This is a genomic window from Kitasatospora sp. NPDC088264, from assembly GCF_040685715.1.
Taxonomy (GTDB): domain Bacteria; phylum Actinomycetota; class Actinomycetes; order Streptomycetales; family Streptomycetaceae; genus Kitasatospora.
Genome location: NZ_JBFBIR010000053.1, coordinates 1 through 19,632 on the forward strand (window position 1 = coordinate 1; position 19,632 = coordinate 19,632).

Here is a 19,632-nt window from a genome sequence, read left to right on the forward strand (position 1 = left end):
ACAGCACCGGGCGCTTGGCGCCCACCAGCATCTTCGCGGCCTCGCGGATCTGCTTGGCGTGCGGCTTGGTGACCGGCCGGTAGCCGGGCAGCGAGGGCTCGTCCTGCCGATGCCTTGTCAGGCCCTGGAGTGCGTCCTTGGTGATGTCGACGAGGACGGGGCCGGGGCGGCCGGTGGCGGCGATGTGGAACGCCTCGGCGATCACCCGGGGGATCTCGTCGGGGTCGGTGACCAGGTAGTTGTGCTTGGTGATCGGCATGGTGATGCCGCAGATGTCCGCCTCCTGGAAGGCGTCCCTTCCGATCAGGGTCGAGGGGACCTGGCCGGTGATCGCGACGATCGGCACGGAGTCCATGTAGGCGTCGGCGATCGGGGTCACCAGGTTGGTCGCGCCCGGGCCGGAGGTGGCCATGCAGACCCCGACCCGGCCGGTGGCCTGGGCGTAGCCGGTGGCGGCGTGGCCGGCGCCCTGCTCGTGCCGGACCAGGATGTGGCGCACCTTGGCCGAGTCCATCAGCGGGTCGTACGCGGGAAGGATGGCCCCGCCCGGGATGCCGAAGACGGTGTCCACTCCGACCTCTTCGAGTGAACGGATCAATGCCTGGGCGCCGGTCATCGCGGACTCCACGGGCCCGGTCCGTGCGTCGGGGGTGAACGGCGCTGGGGTCGATCCGGTGGTCTCGGTGCTGTGGGTGGTCACGGGGGACTCGCTCAACTGGGTCATCTGGCAATCTCTCGGTTTCGTCGACGTGGTGGTCCGGCGGGGAGTGCCGGGTGGTGTCCGTGGCCGGGGCCGCTGCGGTGCGCGGCGCCGTTGGGCGGCCAGGGACGTGTCGGGGAAACCGGGGCAGCAGGGTCTGTCTCCGCGCCGGTCGTCGGTCGTCGCGTGCTGAGGGGTGTTTCAGCGCTCGGTGCGACGCCGTGCCGTCAGGAAGCGTTGGCCGGAAGGGAGTTGCCCGGCCCGCAAGGAGTGTCTCGCGTCTCAGCCCTTGTTCGTGGGCGAGTGGTGGGTGAAGAGCAGGAAGACCAGGGCGATGGCGGCGATGGCCGCGCCGAGGCCGTACACGGTCGCGGCGCCGGCGCCGAGGGTGGCGCCGCCGATGATGGTGCCGAGGCCGATTCCGAGGTAGATGGAGGAGGAGTTGAGGGAGACCACCAGCGGGGCCTCCTGGGGGGCGACCTCGATCAGGCGGTGTTGCTGCGGGGGTGTCTGGCACCAACTGCTGGCGCCCCAGAGGAGGACCAGCAGGCCGACGACGGGCTTGAGGTCGGAGTCGGAGGCGGCGAGCCAGGCGAGGGACCCGAGGGCGACGACCATGGCGGTGTAGCCGACGATCAGGACCTTGGTGGAGCCCCAGCGGTCGGTGGTGTAGCCCGCGGCGAGGTTGCCGATGACGGCGCCGAGGCCGTACAGGAAGAGCATCCACAGGATGGAGCGCTCGGGCACCTTGACGGCTTCCAGCATGGGCACGCTGTAGGCGTACGCGGTGTAGCTGGCGCCCATGCCGAGGACGGTGAGCGGCAGGACGGCGAGGACGGCCGGCCGGCGCAGGACGGCGAGGCGGGTGCGTAGCGGCACCCGGACGTTGCCGGGGAGCCACGGCATGATCAGGCGCAGTATCACGGCGACGAGCAGGCAGAGTCCGGCGACGAGGCCGAGGGCGGTGCGCCAACCCAACCAGTGGCTGGCGGCGTTGCCGAGCGGCACGCCGAGTGCGGTGGCGATGGTGAGGCCGCCGATGACCACGGCGAGGGCTCGGGCCCGCAGTTCGGGGCGGACGAGGGAGGCGCTGACGGCTCCGGCGTTGGGGGTGTAGGCGGCGGCGCCGGCGGCGGCGATGATGCGGCTGATGATCAGCACGGCCATGTTGGGGGCCAGTGCCGAGCCTAGGTTGGCGATGCCGAGCGTGAACAGTGCGGTGATCAGCAGGGTTCGGCGGGGAAGCCGGGCGAGGAGGGTGGCCAGGACGGGGGAGAGGACGGCGTAGGCAGCGGCGAAGACGGTGATCGACTGGCCGGCCGTGGCCGGGGAGACGTGCAGGTCCTGGGCCATGGAGGGGAGGAAGCCGGCCACGACGAAGGCGTCCGTGCCGACGGCGAACGTCCCTAAGGCGAGGGCGAGGGTGGAGGACAGGCCGCCCTGGGGTGGTGAGCCGGGTTCGGCCGGAGCTTTCCGGTCGGCCGGAATCGAGACACTGGACATCCAGATTCTCCTTGCGGGTCGGTGCGCGTGCTGTGGTGTCGCCGCGCGGTGAGGCGGTCGGACCGTCGGGCGGTGCGGTCAGCCGGTCATGCGGGCGTAGTGGCGTCGGGTGCGGTCGGCGGCCCCGCCCGGCGCGGCGGCCATGAGGTCGGCCACCGTCTGCCCGGCGAGTTCGCGGCGCCAGGCCAGTTCGGCCTTGCGCATCGCGGTGGCGATCCCGCACGGCTGTCGGAACTCCCGTGCGATGGCGCCACCGCCGTCCGCGCGCTGGCGGATCTCGGTGCAGCGGAACACGTCGTCGGGGCCCTCGATGGCGGCGACCACGTCCATCAGGGTGATCTTCTCCGGCCGTCGGCCCAGCCGGAAGCCGCCCTTGGAGCCCGGTGTCGAGCTCAGGATGCCGGCCCGGACCAGTGCCTGTAGGCGCTTGGTCAGGTAGGCCGGCGGCAGGTCGAACCAGGCCGCCAGCCGTGCCGTCGGAACCGGTTGCTCACTGTCGAGCCATGCCAGGGTGAGGCAGCAGTGCAGGCCCCACTCGACTCCTTCACCCATTCGCATAACCAGGACAATACACGTCCAGGTTCTGCGACGCAGGCCGGACACGCCGGAGGTCCGGAATATGTCAAGTCGCGGCCCGACGAGGGCGTTGCGGCCCTGCCGGACCTCCGGTACAACGGTTAGCAGCCGACCGGTCAGGCCCGCGAATCGGGCCTGAGGACCACCCGTCTGCCGTGCAGCTCGCCGCGTTCCATTCGGCCGTGGACCTCGGCGGCGGCGCTCAGCGGAAGGGTCTCGACCACCAGGGGGCGCAGCCGTCCGGCCGCGAGCAGGCGGTTGATGCCGACGGCGGCCTCGGCCAGTTCGGTGCTGGTCGCATGCGAGATCACGAAGCCGGCGATCGAGCAGTCCTTCATGTAGAGCGGCCCGACCGGGAGGATCGGCCGCGAGCGGGCGCCGGCCAGCAGGACGATCCGTCCGCGCGGGGCGAGCAGGTCGACGGCGGTGGCCAGGTCGTTCTCCCCGGACGTGTCGAGGTGGAGGTCGACGCCGCCGGGGCAGGCCTGGGCGAGCCGTTCGGCGAGGTCCGGATCGCGGTAGTCCAGGGCCTCGGCCGCACCCAGGGCGAGGCACTGTTCCAGGTCCCGGGCGGAGGCGGTGGCGACGACCCGGGCCCCGGCGTCGACGGCGAGGGTGACCAGCGCGGAGCCGACGTTCCCGGCCGCGCCGGCCACCAGGACGGTCTCACCGGCCCGCAGGCGGCCGTGTGTGAACAGGCCGAGGTAGGCGGTCGCGGCCGGATGGACGACGGCGACGGCCTCCTCGGGGAGGACGCCCTCAGGGAGGTGGTAGAGGCGGTCGGCGGGGACGACGACCTGCTCGGAGGCGGCGCCCTGGCGCCCGCCGTGGCCGAGGCTGTTGGTCCACACCCGGTCGCCGACGGCGAAGCCGGGGGCGGCCGGCCCGGCCGCGGCGACGGTGCCGACCAGGTCGCGGCCGATCACGAACGGGAACGCGACCGGGGTGCGGAAGAGGCCGGAGCGGACGAAGGTGTCCACCGGATTGACGGTGGTGGCCGTGACGTCGACCAGGATGTCGGTCGGCCCAGGACGGAGGGAGGGAAGTTCGCCGTAGCGGATGTTCTCGGGCGGCCCGAGGGCCTCGATGAAGGCTGCTCGCATGCTCGGAGAGTCTTCCACCGGTCAACGCCGGGGTGCCGCACGGAAGCCGTTTGTTCGTCAACTCGCGCGCGGTCGGCCCGCCCCTGATGGCCCCGGCACACCCCACCGGGCGGCTCCGGGGGCGATCGCGCCTGCTCGCGCGCTCTGTCCGGTGGTCCGGCCATAGGCCGCGCGTGCAGCCGTGTGCCCGGTGCACCTGGGCCCGGCCTGAGCCCTCTGCATACCGTCGACCCATCTGAAGATGCGTCTGCCATGTAGAGGTTGGGGATCTCGATGAGCGACTTCGCCCTGCACATCAGGGACACGCGAACACCCGGGCGCACGCCGGGCGTTGGCAGTTCCCACGACATCGTCCTCTCGGAGCTGTGCCCGGCGCTGTTCGCGTCGCTGCCCCGGGCGGACCAGCGCCGCAAGGGTGTGGAGTACCTGCGCGGACTGCTGGGCGCGGAGGGCCGCAAGTCGGTGCGCAACATCGCGCGGCTGATCGGCGGGCAGGCCACGGAGCAGAACCTGCACCACTTCATCAGCAGCTCCACCTGGGAGTGGGACCCGGTGCGCGCCGCGCTGGCGCACTACGTGACGTCCGTCGCGCCGCCGCAGGCCTGGGTGGTGCAGCAGACGGTCATCCCGAAGGCCGGGGAGCACTCGGTGGGCGTGGATCGCCGGTTCATCTCCTCGCTCGGCCAGGTGCTCAACGCGCAGCAGGCGGTGGGCGTCTGGGCGGCGTCCGAGGAGGTGAGCATGCCGGTGAACTGGCGGCTGCACCTGTCCCGGGCGTGGCTGGACGACGTGCCGCGGCGCAGCCAGGCGTCCATCCCGGCGAGTGTGGACACCCGGACGCTGGGTGACTGCTCGGTCGAGGCGGTGCTGGAGCTGACCTCGGACTGGCGGCTGCCCACGCTGCCGGTGGTGATGGACGTCCGGGAGCTGGACGGGATGAAGGCGCTGCGGCGGCTGCGCGCGGCGGGGGTGCCGTTCCTCGTGCGGATCAACAGCACGCTGCCGCTCCGCCCGGCCGAGGGGGCCGGGCACGGCGTGGAGGCGATGCCGGCCCACCGGATCATCGGGGCGTGCCGGGACCGCAGGCGGATGGTGACCTGGACCGACCACGGCCAGGACGCCGGGCTGCGTACCGCGCTGGTCGGTGCCGTCCGGGTGCGGACGGTGACCGGGGCGGCCCGCTCCCTGGGAGTGAGCCGCAGGCCGGACGGCCCGGACCGCGACCTGCTGCTGCTCGGCGCGGGCAGCTCCGGCCGGCGCTGGCCGCAGGAGCTGTGGCTGGCCGACGTCCCGGACGCCACGCCGGCCCAGCTGTTCCGGCTGAGCCTGCGGATCGGCCGGGTCGAGCGGGACTTCGACGAGATCGCGGACCGCACCGGCATCCGCGACTACACCGGCCGTTCCTTCAACGGCTGGCACCGCCATGTCACCCTCGCCTCGGCCGCACACGCGGTCGTGGCCCTCTCCCACACCGGCGGCCGCTCGCTCCGCCGCGTGAGCTAGGGGCACTCTTCCGGATCACGCCCGCGCCCCGACAGGCACTAGGTCCCTTGGTCGACTCCCGCCGACGGGCCGTCCTTGACGAGGAGGTCGCGGACGCGCGAGAGCCGTAGGGCGAGCTGGACTTCGAGCGCTTGGCCGGGGTCCTGCCAGTCGGGGCCGAGCAGTTCCGCGACGCGTTCCAGGCGGCGGGCGACGGTGTTCGGGTGGACGTGCAGCTTCTGGGCGGCCCGGGTGGGGCTGGCTCCGGTCTCGAAGTAGGCGTCCAGGGTGCGGCCGAGGTCGGTGAACCGCTGCCGGTCGTACTCGAGCACCGGACCGATGACCGAGTCGACGAAGGAACGGACGTCCCGGTTGTCGGCGAGCAGGACACCGAGGAAGCCCAGCTCCCGGGGGGAGGCCGAGCGGCCGGTGGCGTCGAGGGCGATCATCGCCTCCAGGCAGCGCAGCGCCTCCTGGTGGCAGTGGTAGACCGAGGCGGCGTCCGCGACCGGCCCGGCCGCCGCCACCGTGACCGGTTCGCTGAGCAGCGGGGCGAGTTCATTCAGGACGGCCCGGGCCGTCGTGCCGGCGTCGGTGCCGGGCAGCAGCAGCACGGCGTTGCCGCCGTGCCCGACCCGCAGCCCGTTCAGTCGCTGGGCCAGGCCCGTGGCCAGGGCGCAGGCCCGGCCGACCGCTCGGGCCTCGGGGCGGACGACCACCACCACGTGCGGCGTGGCCAGGTTGATGCCGAGCCGGCGGGCGCGCTCCTCCAACTGCTGTGGCGGGCGCTGGGCGCTGGTGAGCAGGTCCTCCATCAGCTCGCCGTGGGCGCGGCCCTGCACGACGGTGGTGTCGCCGGTGCGCAGCAGCTGCACCGCCACCGCCTGGGCGGCCAGGTGCAGCAGTTCGTCGATGCCGGCCGCGGGGAGGTCCTCGGGGCGGAACACCAGGGTGCCGAGTATCTCGCCTCCGGCGGTGACCGGGGCCGCCCAGAGGCCGTCCGCGGTGTGGACCGGGCGTTTGGCGGCGTGCACCTCCGCGGCGGCGGGTCTGGTCTCGGGCATCCGGCCGGTGGTGGTCAGGACGGTGCCGTCCGCCGCGTGGATCCGCAGCGCGCCACCCAGGTTCCGGCTCACGGCTTCGGCGAGACCGTGGAGTTCGCAGTCGGTCAGCGCCCGTTCGATCAGTTCGTGATGGATGCGCCGGTGCTCGCTGAGCTCCCGCAGCGACTCGGTGGTGCGTCCGTGCTCCTCGCGCAGGGTCTGCGCGGTGGCCTTGGCGTCGTCGAGGACGAGGGCGCGCTGGACGGCCAGGCCGGCGAGCTCGCCGAGCAGGTTCGTGGTGGAGATCTCCTCCGGGGTGTAGTGCCGCACATTGCGGTCGGCGACGTAGAGCGCGCCGAAGGGGTGTGGGCCGTAGCTCAGCGGGACGGCCATGATCGCGCGCAGCGCCTCGGCCCGGACCACCTCGTCGATGTCGGTGCTGTGCTGGATCCGGTTGTCGTCGAGGTAGTCCGGGGTCCAGACCGGCGCGAGGTTGGCGACGGCGGCGTGGCCGAGTCCGGAGCCGCCGGTCAGCTGGAGGCCGACGTTGAGCGTGGAGGTGTGGCCGTCCGACGCCCGGATGTAGGACAGGCCGTCCTCTGGTCCGGGGAAGCTGACGTACGCCATGTCCGAGCCGAGGAGCAGGCGCGAGCGCCGGGTGACGACCTTGAGCACCCCGTCGAGGGTGTCGGGGACGAGGAGGTCCCGGGCGGTGTCGAGCAGCGCGGACAGGCCCGCCTCGCGTTGCTGGCGCCCGCGGCGCTGGGCGCAGATGTCCAGTCCGAGCCGGACGGCCCGCTCCAGTGCGGCCGTCTCGGCCTCGCGGGCGCCGCCGCGGGCGGCCTCGGCAAGCAGTGACTCGATGCGCGCCGGTGGTGCCTCCGCCACCAGCAAGGTCAGTACCGTCAGCGCGTCAGGCCGCTTACGGACCCCCTGTTGGGCCATGCCCTACCCCCACCCGTGCACATCAGCCTTTTTGCCTGGCACATGCCAGGTAATGCAAAGTGTTTATCATGTCACTTTGGGTGGGGCTCGGATGATTCCACGGTTTGGACGGTGGAGGGGGCACCGCCGAGTGGCCCCGATGTGTTGCCGGGTCACCTTCCCGCCGCCCGTGCCGGTTGAGGAGGATGACGTGGTGGCCACCGGGGAGGTGGTCCGGGCGACAACGCCCAGCTGGCGCGGTGGGGGGCACAGGCGGACGACATGAAGGCGCTACAGGACTACCGCCGTTCGCTGGAACGGAGCAGGGCCGCGCTGGAGCACCCGCACCGGCCCGCGACCTTCCGGCTCTGCGGCCGTGAATGGGACCTGCTGCCAGGGATTTTCGCCCCGGTCTACTCGCCCACCAGCGAGATCTCCATGCGCCTGCTCGGTCTGGACGACCCGCGGGCCGCCGGGCGCTCCGGCTCGCTGCTGGAGATCGGCTGCGGCACCGGCGTCATCGCGGTGGCCGCAGCACTGGCCGGGCATGCACGGGTGGTGGCCGGCGACATCAACGAGGCCGCCGTCCGCAACACCGAGATGAACGCCCACCGGCACAGCGTCGCCGACCGCGTCCACAGCGTGCACAGCGACCTGTTCGCCGCGCTCGCGCCCGAGGAGCGCTTCGACACCGTCTTCTGGCACTCCAACTACGTGCTCGCGCCGGAGGACTACCGCTACCGGACGATGCACGAGCGCGGCTACGTCGACCCGGGCTACGCCGCCCACCGCCGCTTCCTCGTCGAGGCTCCGGGCCGGCTGGCTCCGGGCGGCTCGGTGCTGCTGCACTTCAGCGAGCGCGGCGACCTGACGGCGCTCCTCCGGATCGCCGAGGAATGCGGGCGCACCCTGCGGGTGGTGCGCAGCGGCGTCTTCCCGGAGGGCGAGGAGGAGGTCGCGCACATGTTGATCGAGGTGACCGTGGCGCGCGGCCGGTCCGGCGGCGAGACGGCACCTGGTACCGGCTTCTGACGTCCGAGCCCGGCGGCCCGATCTGCCACGCCGACTTCGGCACATGCCACGAGGTGCCGGCGCACGGTGGTCCGCCCACCCCGGGGGATGCGTGGGCCACCGGAGTCCGGCCGTGCTGTACGGCGTCCAGATGGGGCGCGCGCCCGAGCCGTTCCATGGCCGGATCTCGCCGGTCCGCCACCTCGGGACGGACCTCGTCGAGGGCCCGCCGTCACCGTTCTCGGTCGCGCCGGGGCGACATCTGACGGAGTGTGCCGCCACCTGATGGAGTATCCGCCACCTGACGAAGTGCGGGGGCGGGCGTTGGCGACACCTGGTGGCACGCCACAAGATCTGGAAGAGCCTCAGCCGTTCGGCGGCCGGCGGACCGCTGCCGGACCGGGACCCGGCCCGCGGGCCGGCCGCTCCTCCCTGACCCGTGCCATCCACAGCCTCGCCACGACGCCCTTCCGTGCGCGCCGCCGAGCCGGCGCACCTTCGCCCCGGGAGACCCCCATGGTCACCGCCCTGTCCGCGCTCCTGTCCCGGCCCGCACTCCATCAGCCCGACTGGGCCGACCACGAGCACCTTCCCGACATCAAGGACCGGCTGGCCGGTCTGCCGCCGCTGGTCGGCCCGGCCGACGTCCGGCGGCTGCGCTCCGTGCTCGCCGACGTCGCGGCCGGGCGGGCCCAGGTCGTACAGATCGGCGACTGCGCCGAGGACCCGGCGGAGTGCACCGCGGGCGACGTCGCCCGCAAGACCGGCCTGCTGGACGTCCTGGCCGGCATCGTCACGATGGCCACCCACCGGCCGGTGGTCCGGGTCGGCCGGATGGCCGGCCAGTTCGCCAAGCCCCGCTCCAAGCCGACCGAGTTCGTCGGGGGCCTGGAGATCCCGGTCTTCCGCGGCCACCTGGTCAACAGCCCCGAACCCGACCCGGAGCTGCGCCGCCCCGACCCGCGGCGGCTGCTCGGCTGCTACTGGGCGGCGGCCGAGGCGATGACCCACCTCGGCTGGTCGGATCCGGACCGTCGCTCGCCGCTCAGCCCGCCGGTGTGGACCAGCCACGAGGCGCTGCTGCTCGACTACGAAATTCCGATGATCCGTCAGATCGGTTACACCGAAAGCCTCTTGACGTCCACACACTGGCCGTGGATCGGCGAGCGGACCCGCGACGTGGCCGGCGTCCACGTCACGATGCTCGCGTCCGTGGCCAACCCGGTCGCGTGCAAGGTGGGACCCGGCATGGCACCCGAGGAACTGCTGGAGCTGTGCGCGCGGCTCGACCCGCACCGCGAGCCCGGGCGGCTGACCCTGATCGCCCGGATGGGCGCCGAGGTCGTCGCCGACCGGCTGCCCGCGCTGGTCAGGGCCGTCCGGGAGGCCGGCCACCCGGTCATCTGGCTCACCGACCCGATGCACGGCAATACCGTCACCACGCCCGGTGGGCTGAAGACCCGCTTCGTGGAGACCGTCGTCCGGGAGATCCAGCACTTCCAGTACGCCGTCCGCTCCGAGGGCGGCGTGGCCGGCGGCCTGCACCTGGAGACCACGCCCGACGACGTCACCGAGTGCGCCCACGACGCCTCCGGGGTGGCGCACGTCGGCGACAAGTACACCAGCTTCTGCGATCCCCGGCTCAACCCCGGCCAGGCCATCACCGTGGTCTCCGCCTGGGAGGGCTGACCCGCCGGGCCCGGAACGGCGCCACACACCACCACACCGAGAGCAACCGAGAGCAACGGGCCGGCCACGCGTCGGCCCCGAGGGAGGTCCGGCAGTGACGAACACGATCGCCCTGGTCACCGGGGCAGCAGGCGGCATCGGCGCGGCCGTGGTCCGCGCCCTGGCCGAACAGGGCACCGCGGTGGCCGCGGCGGACCGCGACGAGGAGGGCCTGCGCAAGACCGTGGCCGCCCTCGCCGAGGAGGGCCTGCGGGCCGAGGCCTACCCGGTGGACGTCAGCGACCACCGCGCCGTCGACCTGCTCGTCGACCGGGTGGAGCGCGAACTCGGGCCGGTGGACCAACTGGTGAACGCCGCCGGGGTGCTGCGCCTCGGCGAGGTCCGGGACTTCTCCGTCGAGGACTGGACGGCCACCTTCGCGGTCAACGTCAACGGCGTCTTCCACGTGTCCCGCGCGGTGGTCGACCGGATGATCCCGCGCGGGCGCGGCGCCATCGTCACCGTCGCCTCCAACGCCGCCCGCACCCCGCGCACCGAGATGGCCGCCTACGCCGCTTCCAAGGCCGCCGCGACGATGTTCACCAAGAGCCTCGGCCTGGAGGTCGCCAGGTACGGCATCCGCTGCAACCTCGTCGCCCCCGGATCCACCGACACCCCGATGCTCACCTCGATGTGGCACGACGAGTCCGGCCCGCAGGGCACCCTGCACGGTCGCGCGGACGCTTTCCGGGTCGGCATCCCGCTCAACAAGCTGGCCAGCCCTGCCGACATCGCCGCCGCCGTGCTCTTCCTGCTCTCCGACGCGGCCGGCCACATCACCCTGCACGACCTCACCGTCGACGGCGGCGCCGGCCTCGGCGCCTGACCGGCCCGCCCAACTCACCATTCCCCCAGGAGAGTCCACCGCATGGCAGGCATTCCGACCATCGAGCCCTATCCGATGCCGACCGCGGGCGAGCTGCCCGACAACACCGTGTCGTGGACCGTCCGCCCGGACCGCGCGGTGCTGCTCGTGCACGACATGCAGCGCTACTTCCTGCGCCCCTTCCCGGCGGACGAGGCACCCGGCCGGGAGCTGCTGCACAACGCCGCCCTGCTGCGCCGCCAGGCCGCCGAGCTCGGCGTGCCGGTCGCCTACACCGCCCAGCCGGGCGGCATGACCACCGAACAGCGCGGGCTGTTGCTGGACTTCTGGGGCCCCGGGATGCGGATGGACCCGGTCGACCGCGAGGTCGTCGAGTCGCTCGCCCCGGCCCCCGGCGACTGGCTGCTCACCAAGTGGCGCTACAGCGCCTTCTTCCGCTCCGACCTGCTCCAGCGGATGCGCGAGGAGGGCCGCGACCAGCTGATCCTGTGCGGCGTCTACGCCCACGTGGGCGTACTGATGACGGCCGTCGACGCCTTCACCAACGACATCCGGCCGTTCCTGGTCGCCGACGCCGTCGCGGACTTCTCCGCCGCCCACCACCGGCTCGCCCTGGAGTACGCCGCCGCGCGCTGCGCGATGCTGATCACCGCCAAGGAGACCTTCGCATGACCGGCCGGACGACGGACCGGACGAGCGGCCGGACGACGGACCGGACGGCCGAGGAACTGCTGCGCCGGGTGCTCGCGGAGCGGCCGCCCGCCTTCGCCCTCCTGCACCGGCCCGAGACCACCGGCCCGGGCACGCTGGACGTCCTGTTCGGCGAGGTCGCCACCGCGGACACGCTGGACGGTGTCCCGCTGGGCCCCGAGCCCGGCCGCCCGGGCCCGGAGGTCCTGGTCCTGGTCCCGTACCGGCAGATCGCCGAGCGCGGCTTCGAGGCCCAGGACGACGGTGCCCCGCTGCTCGCCATGACGGTGACCGAGCACGCCACCGTCGACCTCGGCGAAGCGCTGGCGCTGATCCCGGACCGGCCCACCGAGCTGACCGGCGCCCGCTTCGACCTCGGCGACGAGGAGTACGCCGACATCGTCCGCCGGGTGGTCGCCGAGGAGATCGGGCAGGGCGTCGGCGCCAACTTCGTCGTCCGCCGCACCTTCCTGGCCGAGATCAGTGACTACACCCTGCGCGCCGCGCTGGCCTTCTTCCGCCGGCTGACCGAGCGCGAGGCGGGCGCCTACTGGATCTTCGTCGTGCACACCGGGGAGCGGACCTTCGTCGGCGCCAGCCCCGAGCGGCACATCAGCCTGGCCGACGGCGTCGCCGTGATGAACCCGATCAGCGGCACCTACCGCTACCCGCCCTCCGGCCCCACCCTGGCCGGCGTGATGGACTTCCTCGCCGACCGCAAGGAGGCCGACGAGCTCTACATGGTGGTCGACGAGGAGCTCAAGATGATGGCCCGGATCTGCGAGGGCGGCGGCCGGGTGGTCGGCCCGTACCTCAAGGAGATGGCCCGGCTCGCGCACACCGAGTACCTCATCGAGGGCCGAACCGACCGCGACCCGCGCGAGATCCTCCGCGAGACGATGTTCGCCCCGACCGTCACCGGCAGCCCGCTGGAGAGCGCCGCCCGGGTCATCCGCCGTCACGAGACCGCCGGGCGCGGCTACTACAGCGGCGTGGCCGCGCTGATCGGCCGGGACGAGCGCGGCGGGCGCACGATGGACTCCGCGATCCTGATCCGCACCGCCGACATCGACACCGCCGGCCGGATCCGGATCGGGGTCGGCGCCACCCTGGTGCGCCACTCCGACCCGGCCTCCGAGGTCGCCGAGACCAGGGCCAAGGCGGCCGGGCTGCTGGCCGCGCTGGAAGCCGGAGGCCCGCGCACCTTCGCCGGCCACCCCCGGGTACGGGCCGCGCTGGAGCGGCGCAACACCGTCATCTCGGATTTCTGGCTGGCCGAGGACGCGGACCGCGGCCGGCGGCTCGCCGAATTCGCCGGGCGCCGGGTGCTCGTGATCGACGCCGAGGACACCTTCACCGCCATGATCGGCCACCAACTCCAGTCACTCGGGCTTGAGGTGACGATCCGTCGGTTCGACGAGCACTACGCCTTCGACGGCTTCGACCTGGTCGTGATGGGCCCGGGGCCGGGCGACCCGCGGCAGGCCGACCACCCCAAGATCGCCAGTCTGCGCGCCGCGGTGGCCGAGTTGCTCGCCCGGCGGCGCCCGTTCGTCGCGGTCTGCCTCAGTCACCAGGTGCTGTCGACCCTGCTCGGCCTGCCGCTGCGCCGCCGGGACGTCCCCAACCAGGGTGTCCAGCGCGAGATCGACCTGTTCGGCGCTCGTGAGCGGGTGGGCTTCTACAACACCTTCGCCGCCGTCAGCCCGCACGACACGGTCGACGTGGACGGCGTCGGCACCATCGAGGCCGTCCGCGACCGGGAGACCGGCGAGGTGCACGCCCTGCGCGGCCCGCACTTCGCGTCCATGCAGTTCCACGCCGAGTCGGTGCTCACCCAGGACGGCCCCCGGATCGTCGGCGGCCTGATCGCCGAGGTCCTCCGTGCCGGGGCGATCCTTGCCGGGTAGTCTCCGGGAGACCGCACGGGAGAGGGGCCGACAGGATGGGCGATGACCGCGCCACCGGCGAATGGGGAGCGGAACTGCTCGACGTCGGGGCCTACCTGGCCCGCACCGGTGTTTCCGGTCCGCTGCCCCCCGAACCCGGGACGCTGCGCCGGCTGCACCGCGCCCACCTGCTGGCCCTCCCGTTCGAGAACCTCGACATCCCGCTCGGCCGCGGCGTCCCGCTCGACCTGGACCGCGTCCAGGCCAAGCTGGTCGCCGGCGGCCGCGGCGGCTACTGCTTCGAACAGAACCTGCTCTTCGCCGCGGTGCTGGAACGCCTGGGCTTCCAGGTCACCAGGCTCGCCGCCCGCGCCCTGCTGAACGCCGGCCGACCGCTGCCACGCACCCACCTGGTGCTGCTGGTGACGGTCGGCCAGGCGCGTTTCCTCGCCGACGTCGGCTTCGGCGACAAGGGGCCGCTGGAGCCGCTGCCGCTGACCGACGGCGCCCTGGCCGAGCCCGACGGCTGGACTCACCGGCTCCGCCGGGTCGGCTCGGAGCCGGACTGCTGGGTGCTCGAACTCCTTTGTCCCGACGGGTGGTTGCCGCTCTACCGGTTCGAGACGGGCCTGCCGCTGCACCAGGTCGACTGCGTGGTGATGAACCACTACACCTCCACCCACGAGCGCTCCCCGTTCACCGGCCGGGCCTACCTGTCCAAGATCACGTCGCAGCGCCGGCTCTCCCTCGACGGCCGGCGGCTGGTCGTCGGCCGCGCCGACGGCACGACGGAGGCCGCGGACCTCACCGACGAGCGGTACGCCACCGTCCTCGCGGAGGACTTCGGTGTCCGGCTCGGGCCCGGGGACCTGCGGTCCGTCCTGCGCAGCCTGCCGGCCATCGGCTCCTCCTGACACGCGTCGGCCCCGGCGGGTCTCACGACACCGCCGGGGCCGACGCCTTCCTCGGCTCAGGCCTCCTCGGCCGCGGCCAGCTCCCTGGCCAGCTCCAGCCGCTTCACCTTGGTCGTGGCGGTGTGCGGCAGTTCGTCCAGCCGGCGCTGCACCGGCGGGGCCAGCGTGGGCAGGCCGGCCACCGCGCGGTTCCAGCGGGCGAGGTCGAGCGGCTGGTCGTCCCGGGTGCAGACCACGGGCACCGGGGCCTTGTCCCCGCCGGGCACGATGATCACCTCCAGCAGCTCGGGCAGCCGGGTGAACAGCTTGTCCTCCAGGTCCAGGGTGCTGTTGATCCCCGGGATCTCGTCGACCTCGCGGTCCAGCAGATGCAGGCAGCCCCACCGGGTGCGGTAGCCGAGGTCGCCCATCCGCCACCAGCCGTCCCGCGAGAACTGGCCCTCGAAGCGCTCCCGTTCGCCGAAGTAGGTGACGATCTGCCCGCCGCTGCGCACCTCGATGTGGCCGGGGGAGTCCTTGGCCACCGGCCGGCCGTCCCGGCTGACCACCCGGACCTCGGTCATCCCGGGGAAGGTCCGCCCGACGCAGCGGCCGTCGGCGCCGCTGCGGCGGTGCCGGGTGTAGGTGCGGGCGGCGATGGCGCCGGTCTCGCTCTGCCCGTACGTCTGGGCGAAGAACGGCAGGCTGCGCTCGGACGCGCCCAGCAGGGTGTCGACCGTGCGCGGGTGGATGGCGTCGAAGGTGTTGCTGAAGCAGCGGACCTTGGCCAGCGGCTTCGCCGGGTGGTCCGCCAGGACCTCCCAGCTCAGCAGGGTGTTGGGGTGGGACTCGATCACCCCCGGGGGGATCCGGGCGAACAGCTTCGCGACGTGCTCCGGCTCGTCGTCCCGCAGGATGATCATGGGATGGCCGCGCAGCGCGAACAGCGCGGCCCCGCTGATCATCCGCGAGTGGACGAAGGAGACGTGCACGGCGATCGGCTCGTGCCGCCCGACCGGGGCGAGCAGCACCGACTGCGGGCGGCAGCGGGCCTGGATCGTGATGCCGGTCTGGACGGCGAGCTTGGGCAGGCCGGTGGTGCCCGAGGTGTGGGTGATCAGGGCCGGCCGGTCCTGCGGCATGGTCACCGGCGCCACCCGCTCGACCCCGGCCAGCCCGGCCAGCGCGGTCGCGCCCGGGAACTCCCCGGTGGCCACCAGCACCCGCTCGGTCAGGTCGAACACCTCGGACGGGAGTGCCTGCTCCAGCTTCGCCGCGTCGGTGAGCAGCGTCGGCCGGGACAGTCGCCCCAGCAGACGGGCGACGGTGGCGCCGTCCAGCTTCGGGGACAGCAGCACCGGTACCCCGCCGACCCGGGCGACGCTGTAGGCGAGCAGGGAGATGTCGAAGCTGTCCGACTTGTGGATCACCACGTGCGAGCCGGGGCGGACCTGGGAAGCCCACAACCGGGCGGCGAAGTCGTCGACCAGGTCGGCGAGTTCGGTCAGGGTGACCCGCCGGCCCAGCTCCGGGGCGATGTCGAGGTCGTGGTCGAGGTAGACCGGGCTCGCCGGGTGACGGGCGGCCGCGCGGTCCCAGACCGTGCCCAGCCGGATGCCTCGATTGCCGACGCGTTGCAGGAACATGCTCCTCTTCCCCTTCGGTTGGTCGCGGATCGCTCGGGCGCCCGGTGCCGGGGCGCCGGACGCCGGGCCGGCCTCACGGCTCGCGCAGGGCCCGGTCGACGAGGGGGCCGGCCGCTCCGGTGTACGTGGTCGGATCGCACAGCCGAGAGAGCTCGACCCTGCCGAACATGCCGTCGAGAGCGGGCAGTTCGGCGAGCACCTGCTCCAGCGGCCGACCGTCGCGGTCGGCTGCGCCGGACGCCTCGGTGAGCAGCTGCTTGGCCGCCGCCTTGCCGAGCCGGGGTGCCAGGACGGCGACGATCCGCTCCGAGACGATCTGACTACCCGTCAGTTCGAGGTTGGTGCGCATCCGTTCGGGCTTGACCTCCAGCCCCTCGGCGAGCTCCACCGCGGTGTGTGCGGCGCCCCCGGTCAGCCGCAGCGCCTCGCGCAGCAGCTGCCACTCGGCGTGCCAGGCGCCCCCCGAGCGCTCGTCCTCGGCCAGCAGGCACTGGGTGAGCCCGGCGGCGATCACCGGCACCTGCAGCGCGGCGCTGCGGATCAGGGTGGCCAGCACCGGGTTGCGCTTGTGCGGCATCGCGGAGGAGCTGCCGCGCCCGGCCGCGGTGGGCTCGGCCACCTCGCCGACCTCCGTCCTGGTCAGCGACTGCACGTCGATCGCGATCTTGCCGAGGGCGCCGGCGGTGAAGGCCAGCGCGCCCGCGAGGTCGGCGATCGGGGTGCGCAGCGCGTGCCAGGGCAGCACCGGGCGGGCCAGCCCGGTCTCGGCGGCGAAGGCGGTGAGCAGTCGGTCCAGGTAGTCGCCCGGGTCCGGCGCCGCCCCGTTCGCCCCGCCCGCGGCCGCGCCGTCGATCCGGGCGTACTCCAGGTACCCGGCGAGGGTGCCGGCGGCGCCGCCGAGCGAGACCGGCAGACCGTGCTCGGCGACCCGTCCGAGCCGCTGCTCGGAGTCCAGGACGAGCTGGCGCCAGCCGGCTGCCTTGAGGCCGAAGGTGGTCGGTACGGCTTGCAGGGCGAGCGTGCGGCCGGGGAGGACGGTGTCCCGGTGCCGTTCGGCGAGGACGGCCAGGGCCCGCGCGGTGCGGGCGAGGTCGGCGCGGATGATCCGCAGGGCCTGGGCGGCCACCAGCATCGCACCGGTGTCCAGGACGTCCTGGCTGGTGGAGCCGCGGTGGACGTACTCGGCGGCGGCCCGGTCCTCGGCCGCCACCACCCCGGTCAGCGCCCGGACCAGCCCGACCACCGGGTTGGCGGTCTCCCGGGACTCGACCGCGAGGGCCCGCAGGTCCAGCAGCTCGGCGCGGGCCAGGCGGGTGATGGTGTCGGCGGCGGTCCTCGGCAGGGTGCCCAGCCCGGCCTGGGCCCGGGCCAGCGCCGCCTCGGCGTCCAGCATGGCCTGTAGCCAGGCCCGGTCGCAGACGGCGGCCTCGACCGGCGTCCCGGCGCGGACCGGCGAGAGCAGCCCGGCGTCGGTCAGGATGTCGGCCGCGTCGTGCGCGTCGTGCGGGTCGTGCGGGCCGCCGGGTTCGTCCGGCGCGGCCGGCTCGTCAGGGTCGGTCATATCAGCACTCCGGTCAGGTCGGTGACGGCCGCGTCCGGCCGGACGCCGAAGGGCAGCTGGGTGGTGGGCGGCAGGGCGAGCAGCGAGCGGGCGATCGCGTCCGAGTCGCCGAGCGTCACCGAGTCCACGCCGGGCCGGATTCCGGCCGCCGTCACCCAGTGCACCGACTCGGTCGGCACCCCGTAGGCGTAGCGCCGCGGGTGCGCGCGGCCCCGGGTGTCCAGCAGCCGGTACGGCCGTTTGGTGACGGCCAGGCCGCCGGTCTCGTAGTCGGTGCCGCCCGTGCCCGGGATCCGGTACGCGGTGGCCTGTTCGGTGCTCAGTAGGTGCTGCAGCAGCGGGTCGGTGGTGCGGCGCAGGTCGGGTTCGGGCAGCCGGGCCTCGATCAGGACGGTGGCGCGCACCGGCGGCTGGGGCACCGCCCGGGAGGTGAGCACGTAGGCGGCCGCCTCGGTGTCGATCCGGATCTCGGTGCCCGGGCCGGTGAGTTCGACCACCCCGGCCTCGATCAGGGCGATCAGCTCCTCGATCCGGGAGACCGGCGGGCCGATCGACAGGAAGGCGTTGAGCGGGGTGTACCAGCCCTCCAGGTCGTCCCGGTGCGAGTTCCCCTCCAGCCCGCCGTGGTCCACCGCGAGGCGGATCTCGTTGCGCAGGTCGCGCAGGATGTCCAGGGCGGCCTTGAGCGGGCCGCTGAGGTTGCCGGCGCGGGCCGCCTCGACGTCCTCGGCCAGGTACCCGAGCAGCCAGTCGCGGAAGTCCTCCGGCCCGCTGAACTCCCGGTCCCCGTAAGGGCGGAAGAGCCGCTCCCAGTCCCACCGCTCCGACTCGGGGATGCCGTACTCGTCGAGCAGGGCCGCGAAGCCGCCGCCGTGGGCGACCGTCAGGTACCGCTGGACGAAGGGCTCCCGCTCGGCGCCGCGGCCCTTCGCGTCGAGCAGCGTGCCGTAGTAGACGCTCTCCACCTCGCGCGCGATCAGCGGCCACAGGTCGGTGCGGAACTGCACCGGCTCGCCGGCCGCGGACTGCTCGCGCAGCCCGGCGATGTACTCGGCGGTCAGCAACCGGGGGAAGTAACGGCCGTACGCGCCCTTCTCGTTCTCGCCGCGGGCGTGGTACGGGATGCCGCGGCGCGAACTGGCGAACAGTTTCGGCTCCCGGCCCGACGGCCGGTACACCAGCCGTCCGTCCGCGCGGACGAAGGCGCCGCCCCGGCCGACCGTGAACAGGGCCATGTGGTCGAAGAAGTTCAGCCCGAGGCCGCGCAACAGTACGTGCTGGCCCGGCAGGATGCCGCTCAGGTCGAGATCCGCCGGGTTGGCCGGGGTGATGTAGGTGAGGTGGTGGATCCGGGACAGGCTCGCCGTCCGCTCCTCGTGCGGGGTCGGCCGGGCCGCGACGTGGCCCTGGGCGAGCACGATGGCGTCCAGGTGGTTGAGCCGGCTGCCGTTCTCCAGGCGGATGCCCTGCGGGCCGCCGGGGACACCGTGGGTGTCCGCCATCGCCACCGCCCGCGAGCGGTGCACCTGGACGGTGACGTGCGCGGGCGCGCCGTCCACCACCCGGCGGAAGCTCGCGTTCAGGTAGCGCCCGTAGAACGCCCGGGTGGGGTAGCTGTCGGCTCGCAGGGTGCGGGCCTCGGCCACGCACTCCTCGTCCTGCCCGGAGGCGGCGCCGGCCTCGGCGACCTCCACCGCCCACTCCCACAGGCTCGGACCGGGCTCGATCGGGCCGTCGATCCGGGAGCTGTCGTCGGTGTACACGGTGATCTGCGAGGCGACGGTGTTCATCAGCAGGTGCCGTGACTGGTCCTGGCGCCAGACGGCGCCGGCGCCGGGCGCGGCCGGGTCGACCATGTGCACCGTGATGGAGCCGTGCGAGGGCGCCGCGCGCTCGTTGGCGCAGAGCCGCTCCAGAACGGACAGGCCGCGCGGGCCGGCCCCGATGACGCAGACCTCCAGTGCCGCCTTGCTGCCCACTCCGCTCATGCGCCCGCCCCGCTTCGCTCGGCAGGGGCATTCGCCCGCGCGCACCTCTCGATGACGAGATGGCTTCGC

Annotated in this window: 15 protein-coding genes; 7 read left to right on the forward strand and 8 right to left on the reverse strand. The window is 73.4% G+C overall.

What is annotated here, in order from left to right; all coding sequences use genetic code 11:
- The 4 genes from AB0O82_RS29900 to AB0O82_RS29915 all read right to left on the reverse strand — a co-directional run.
- Positions 1–724: thiamine pyrophosphate-binding protein (locus AB0O82_RS29900; protein ID WP_363587034.1), on the reverse strand; the 724-nt coding region annotated here is incomplete at its 3' end.
- Between the two features lie 258 nt (positions 725–982).
- Positions 983–2,203 carry an MFS transporter gene (locus AB0O82_RS29905; protein WP_363587035.1) on the reverse strand — a complete coding sequence of 407 codons (1,221 nt, stop codon included), beginning with the start codon at positions 2,201–2,203 and terminating at the stop codon, positions 983–985.
- A gap of 78 nt (positions 2,204–2,281) precedes the next feature.
- The gene (locus AB0O82_RS29910) at positions 2,282–2,761 is read right to left on the reverse strand and encodes an Rrf2 family transcriptional regulator (RefSeq protein WP_363587036.1); all 480 of its coding nucleotides are present in this window, start codon (positions 2,759–2,761) and stop codon (positions 2,282–2,284) included.
- A gap of 134 nt (positions 2,762–2,895) precedes the next feature.
- Positions 2,896–3,882: an NADPH:quinone reductase gene (locus tag AB0O82_RS29915; RefSeq protein ID WP_363587037.1), complete on the reverse strand. Its 987-nt coding sequence runs from the start codon at positions 3,880–3,882 to the stop codon at positions 2,896–2,898.
- Positions 3,883–4,155: 273 nt separating this feature from the next.
- Here AB0O82_RS29915 and AB0O82_RS29920 point away from each other — a divergent pair, with 273 nt between their 5' ends.
- Positions 4,156–5,385 (forward strand): transposase, encoded by a 1,230-nt coding sequence (locus AB0O82_RS29920; RefSeq protein ID WP_363587038.1) that lies wholly within the window; start codon positions 4,156–4,158, stop codon positions 5,383–5,385.
- A gap of 38 nt (positions 5,386–5,423) precedes the next feature.
- On the opposite strand, the gene AB0O82_RS29925 is transcribed toward AB0O82_RS29920, so the two are convergent.
- Positions 5,424–7,352, reverse strand: a complete 1,929-nt coding sequence (locus AB0O82_RS29925; protein WP_363587039.1) for a helix-turn-helix domain-containing protein — start codon at positions 7,350–7,352, stop codon at positions 5,424–5,426.
- 261 nt (positions 7,353–7,613) lie between these two features.
- Here AB0O82_RS29925 and AB0O82_RS29930 point away from each other — a divergent pair, with 261 nt between their 5' ends.
- The 6 genes from AB0O82_RS29930 to AB0O82_RS29955 all read left to right on the forward strand — a co-directional run bounded on the left by AB0O82_RS29930 (position 7,614) and on the right by AB0O82_RS29955 (position 14,389).
- Entirely contained in the window at positions 7,614–8,363 is a 750-nt protein-coding gene (locus AB0O82_RS29930; protein WP_363587040.1) for a 50S ribosomal protein L11 methyltransferase, read from the forward strand.
- Between the two features lie 495 nt (positions 8,364–8,858).
- The gene (locus AB0O82_RS29935; RefSeq protein WP_363587041.1) at positions 8,859–10,031 is read left to right on the forward strand and encodes a 3-deoxy-7-phosphoheptulonate synthase; all 1,173 of its coding nucleotides are present in this window, start codon (positions 8,859–8,861) and stop codon (positions 10,029–10,031) included.
- A 94-nt stretch (positions 10,032–10,125) separates the two neighbouring features.
- Entirely contained in the window at positions 10,126–10,896 is a 771-nt protein-coding gene (locus AB0O82_RS29940; RefSeq protein WP_363587042.1) for a 2,3-dihydro-2,3-dihydroxybenzoate dehydrogenase, read from the forward strand.
- 42 nt (positions 10,897–10,938) lie between these two features.
- A complete protein-coding gene (locus AB0O82_RS29945) occupies positions 10,939–11,568 on the forward strand; it encodes an isochorismatase family protein (protein WP_063346539.1) in 630 nt (209 codons plus the stop codon).
- Positions 11,565–13,496 (forward strand): anthranilate synthase family protein, encoded by a 1,932-nt coding sequence (locus AB0O82_RS29950; RefSeq protein ID WP_363587043.1) that lies wholly within the window; start codon positions 11,565–11,567, stop codon positions 13,494–13,496. Before AB0O82_RS29945 ends, AB0O82_RS29950 begins: the two co-directional genes overlap by 4 nt.
- A 35-nt stretch (positions 13,497–13,531) precedes the next feature.
- Positions 13,532–14,389 (forward strand): arylamine N-acetyltransferase, encoded by an 858-nt coding sequence (locus AB0O82_RS29955; RefSeq protein WP_363587044.1) that lies wholly within the window; start codon positions 13,532–13,534, stop codon positions 14,387–14,389.
- 56 nt (positions 14,390–14,445) lie between these two features.
- Here AB0O82_RS29955 and AB0O82_RS29960 read toward each other — a convergent pair whose 3' ends face one another.
- The 3 genes from AB0O82_RS29960 to AB0O82_RS29970 all read right to left on the reverse strand — a co-directional run bounded on the left by AB0O82_RS29960 (position 14,446) and on the right by AB0O82_RS29970 (position 19,563).
- Positions 14,446–16,014 carry a class I adenylate-forming enzyme family protein gene (locus AB0O82_RS29960; protein WP_363587045.1) on the reverse strand — a complete coding sequence of 523 codons (1,569 nt, stop codon included), beginning with the start codon at positions 16,012–16,014 and terminating at the stop codon, positions 14,446–14,448.
- Positions 16,015–16,087: 73 nt separating this feature from the next.
- Complete coding sequence (locus tag AB0O82_RS29965; protein WP_363587046.1) at positions 16,088–17,575, reverse strand: adenylosuccinate lyase family protein; 1,488 nt, start codon at positions 17,573–17,575, stop codon at positions 16,088–16,090.
- Positions 17,572–19,563 (reverse strand): FAD/NAD(P)-binding protein, encoded by a 1,992-nt coding sequence (locus AB0O82_RS29970; protein ID WP_363587047.1) that lies wholly within the window; start codon positions 19,561–19,563, stop codon positions 17,572–17,574. The genes AB0O82_RS29965 and AB0O82_RS29970 overlap by 4 nt, the downstream gene beginning before the upstream one ends.
- Between the last annotated feature and the right edge of the window lie 69 nt (positions 19,564–19,632).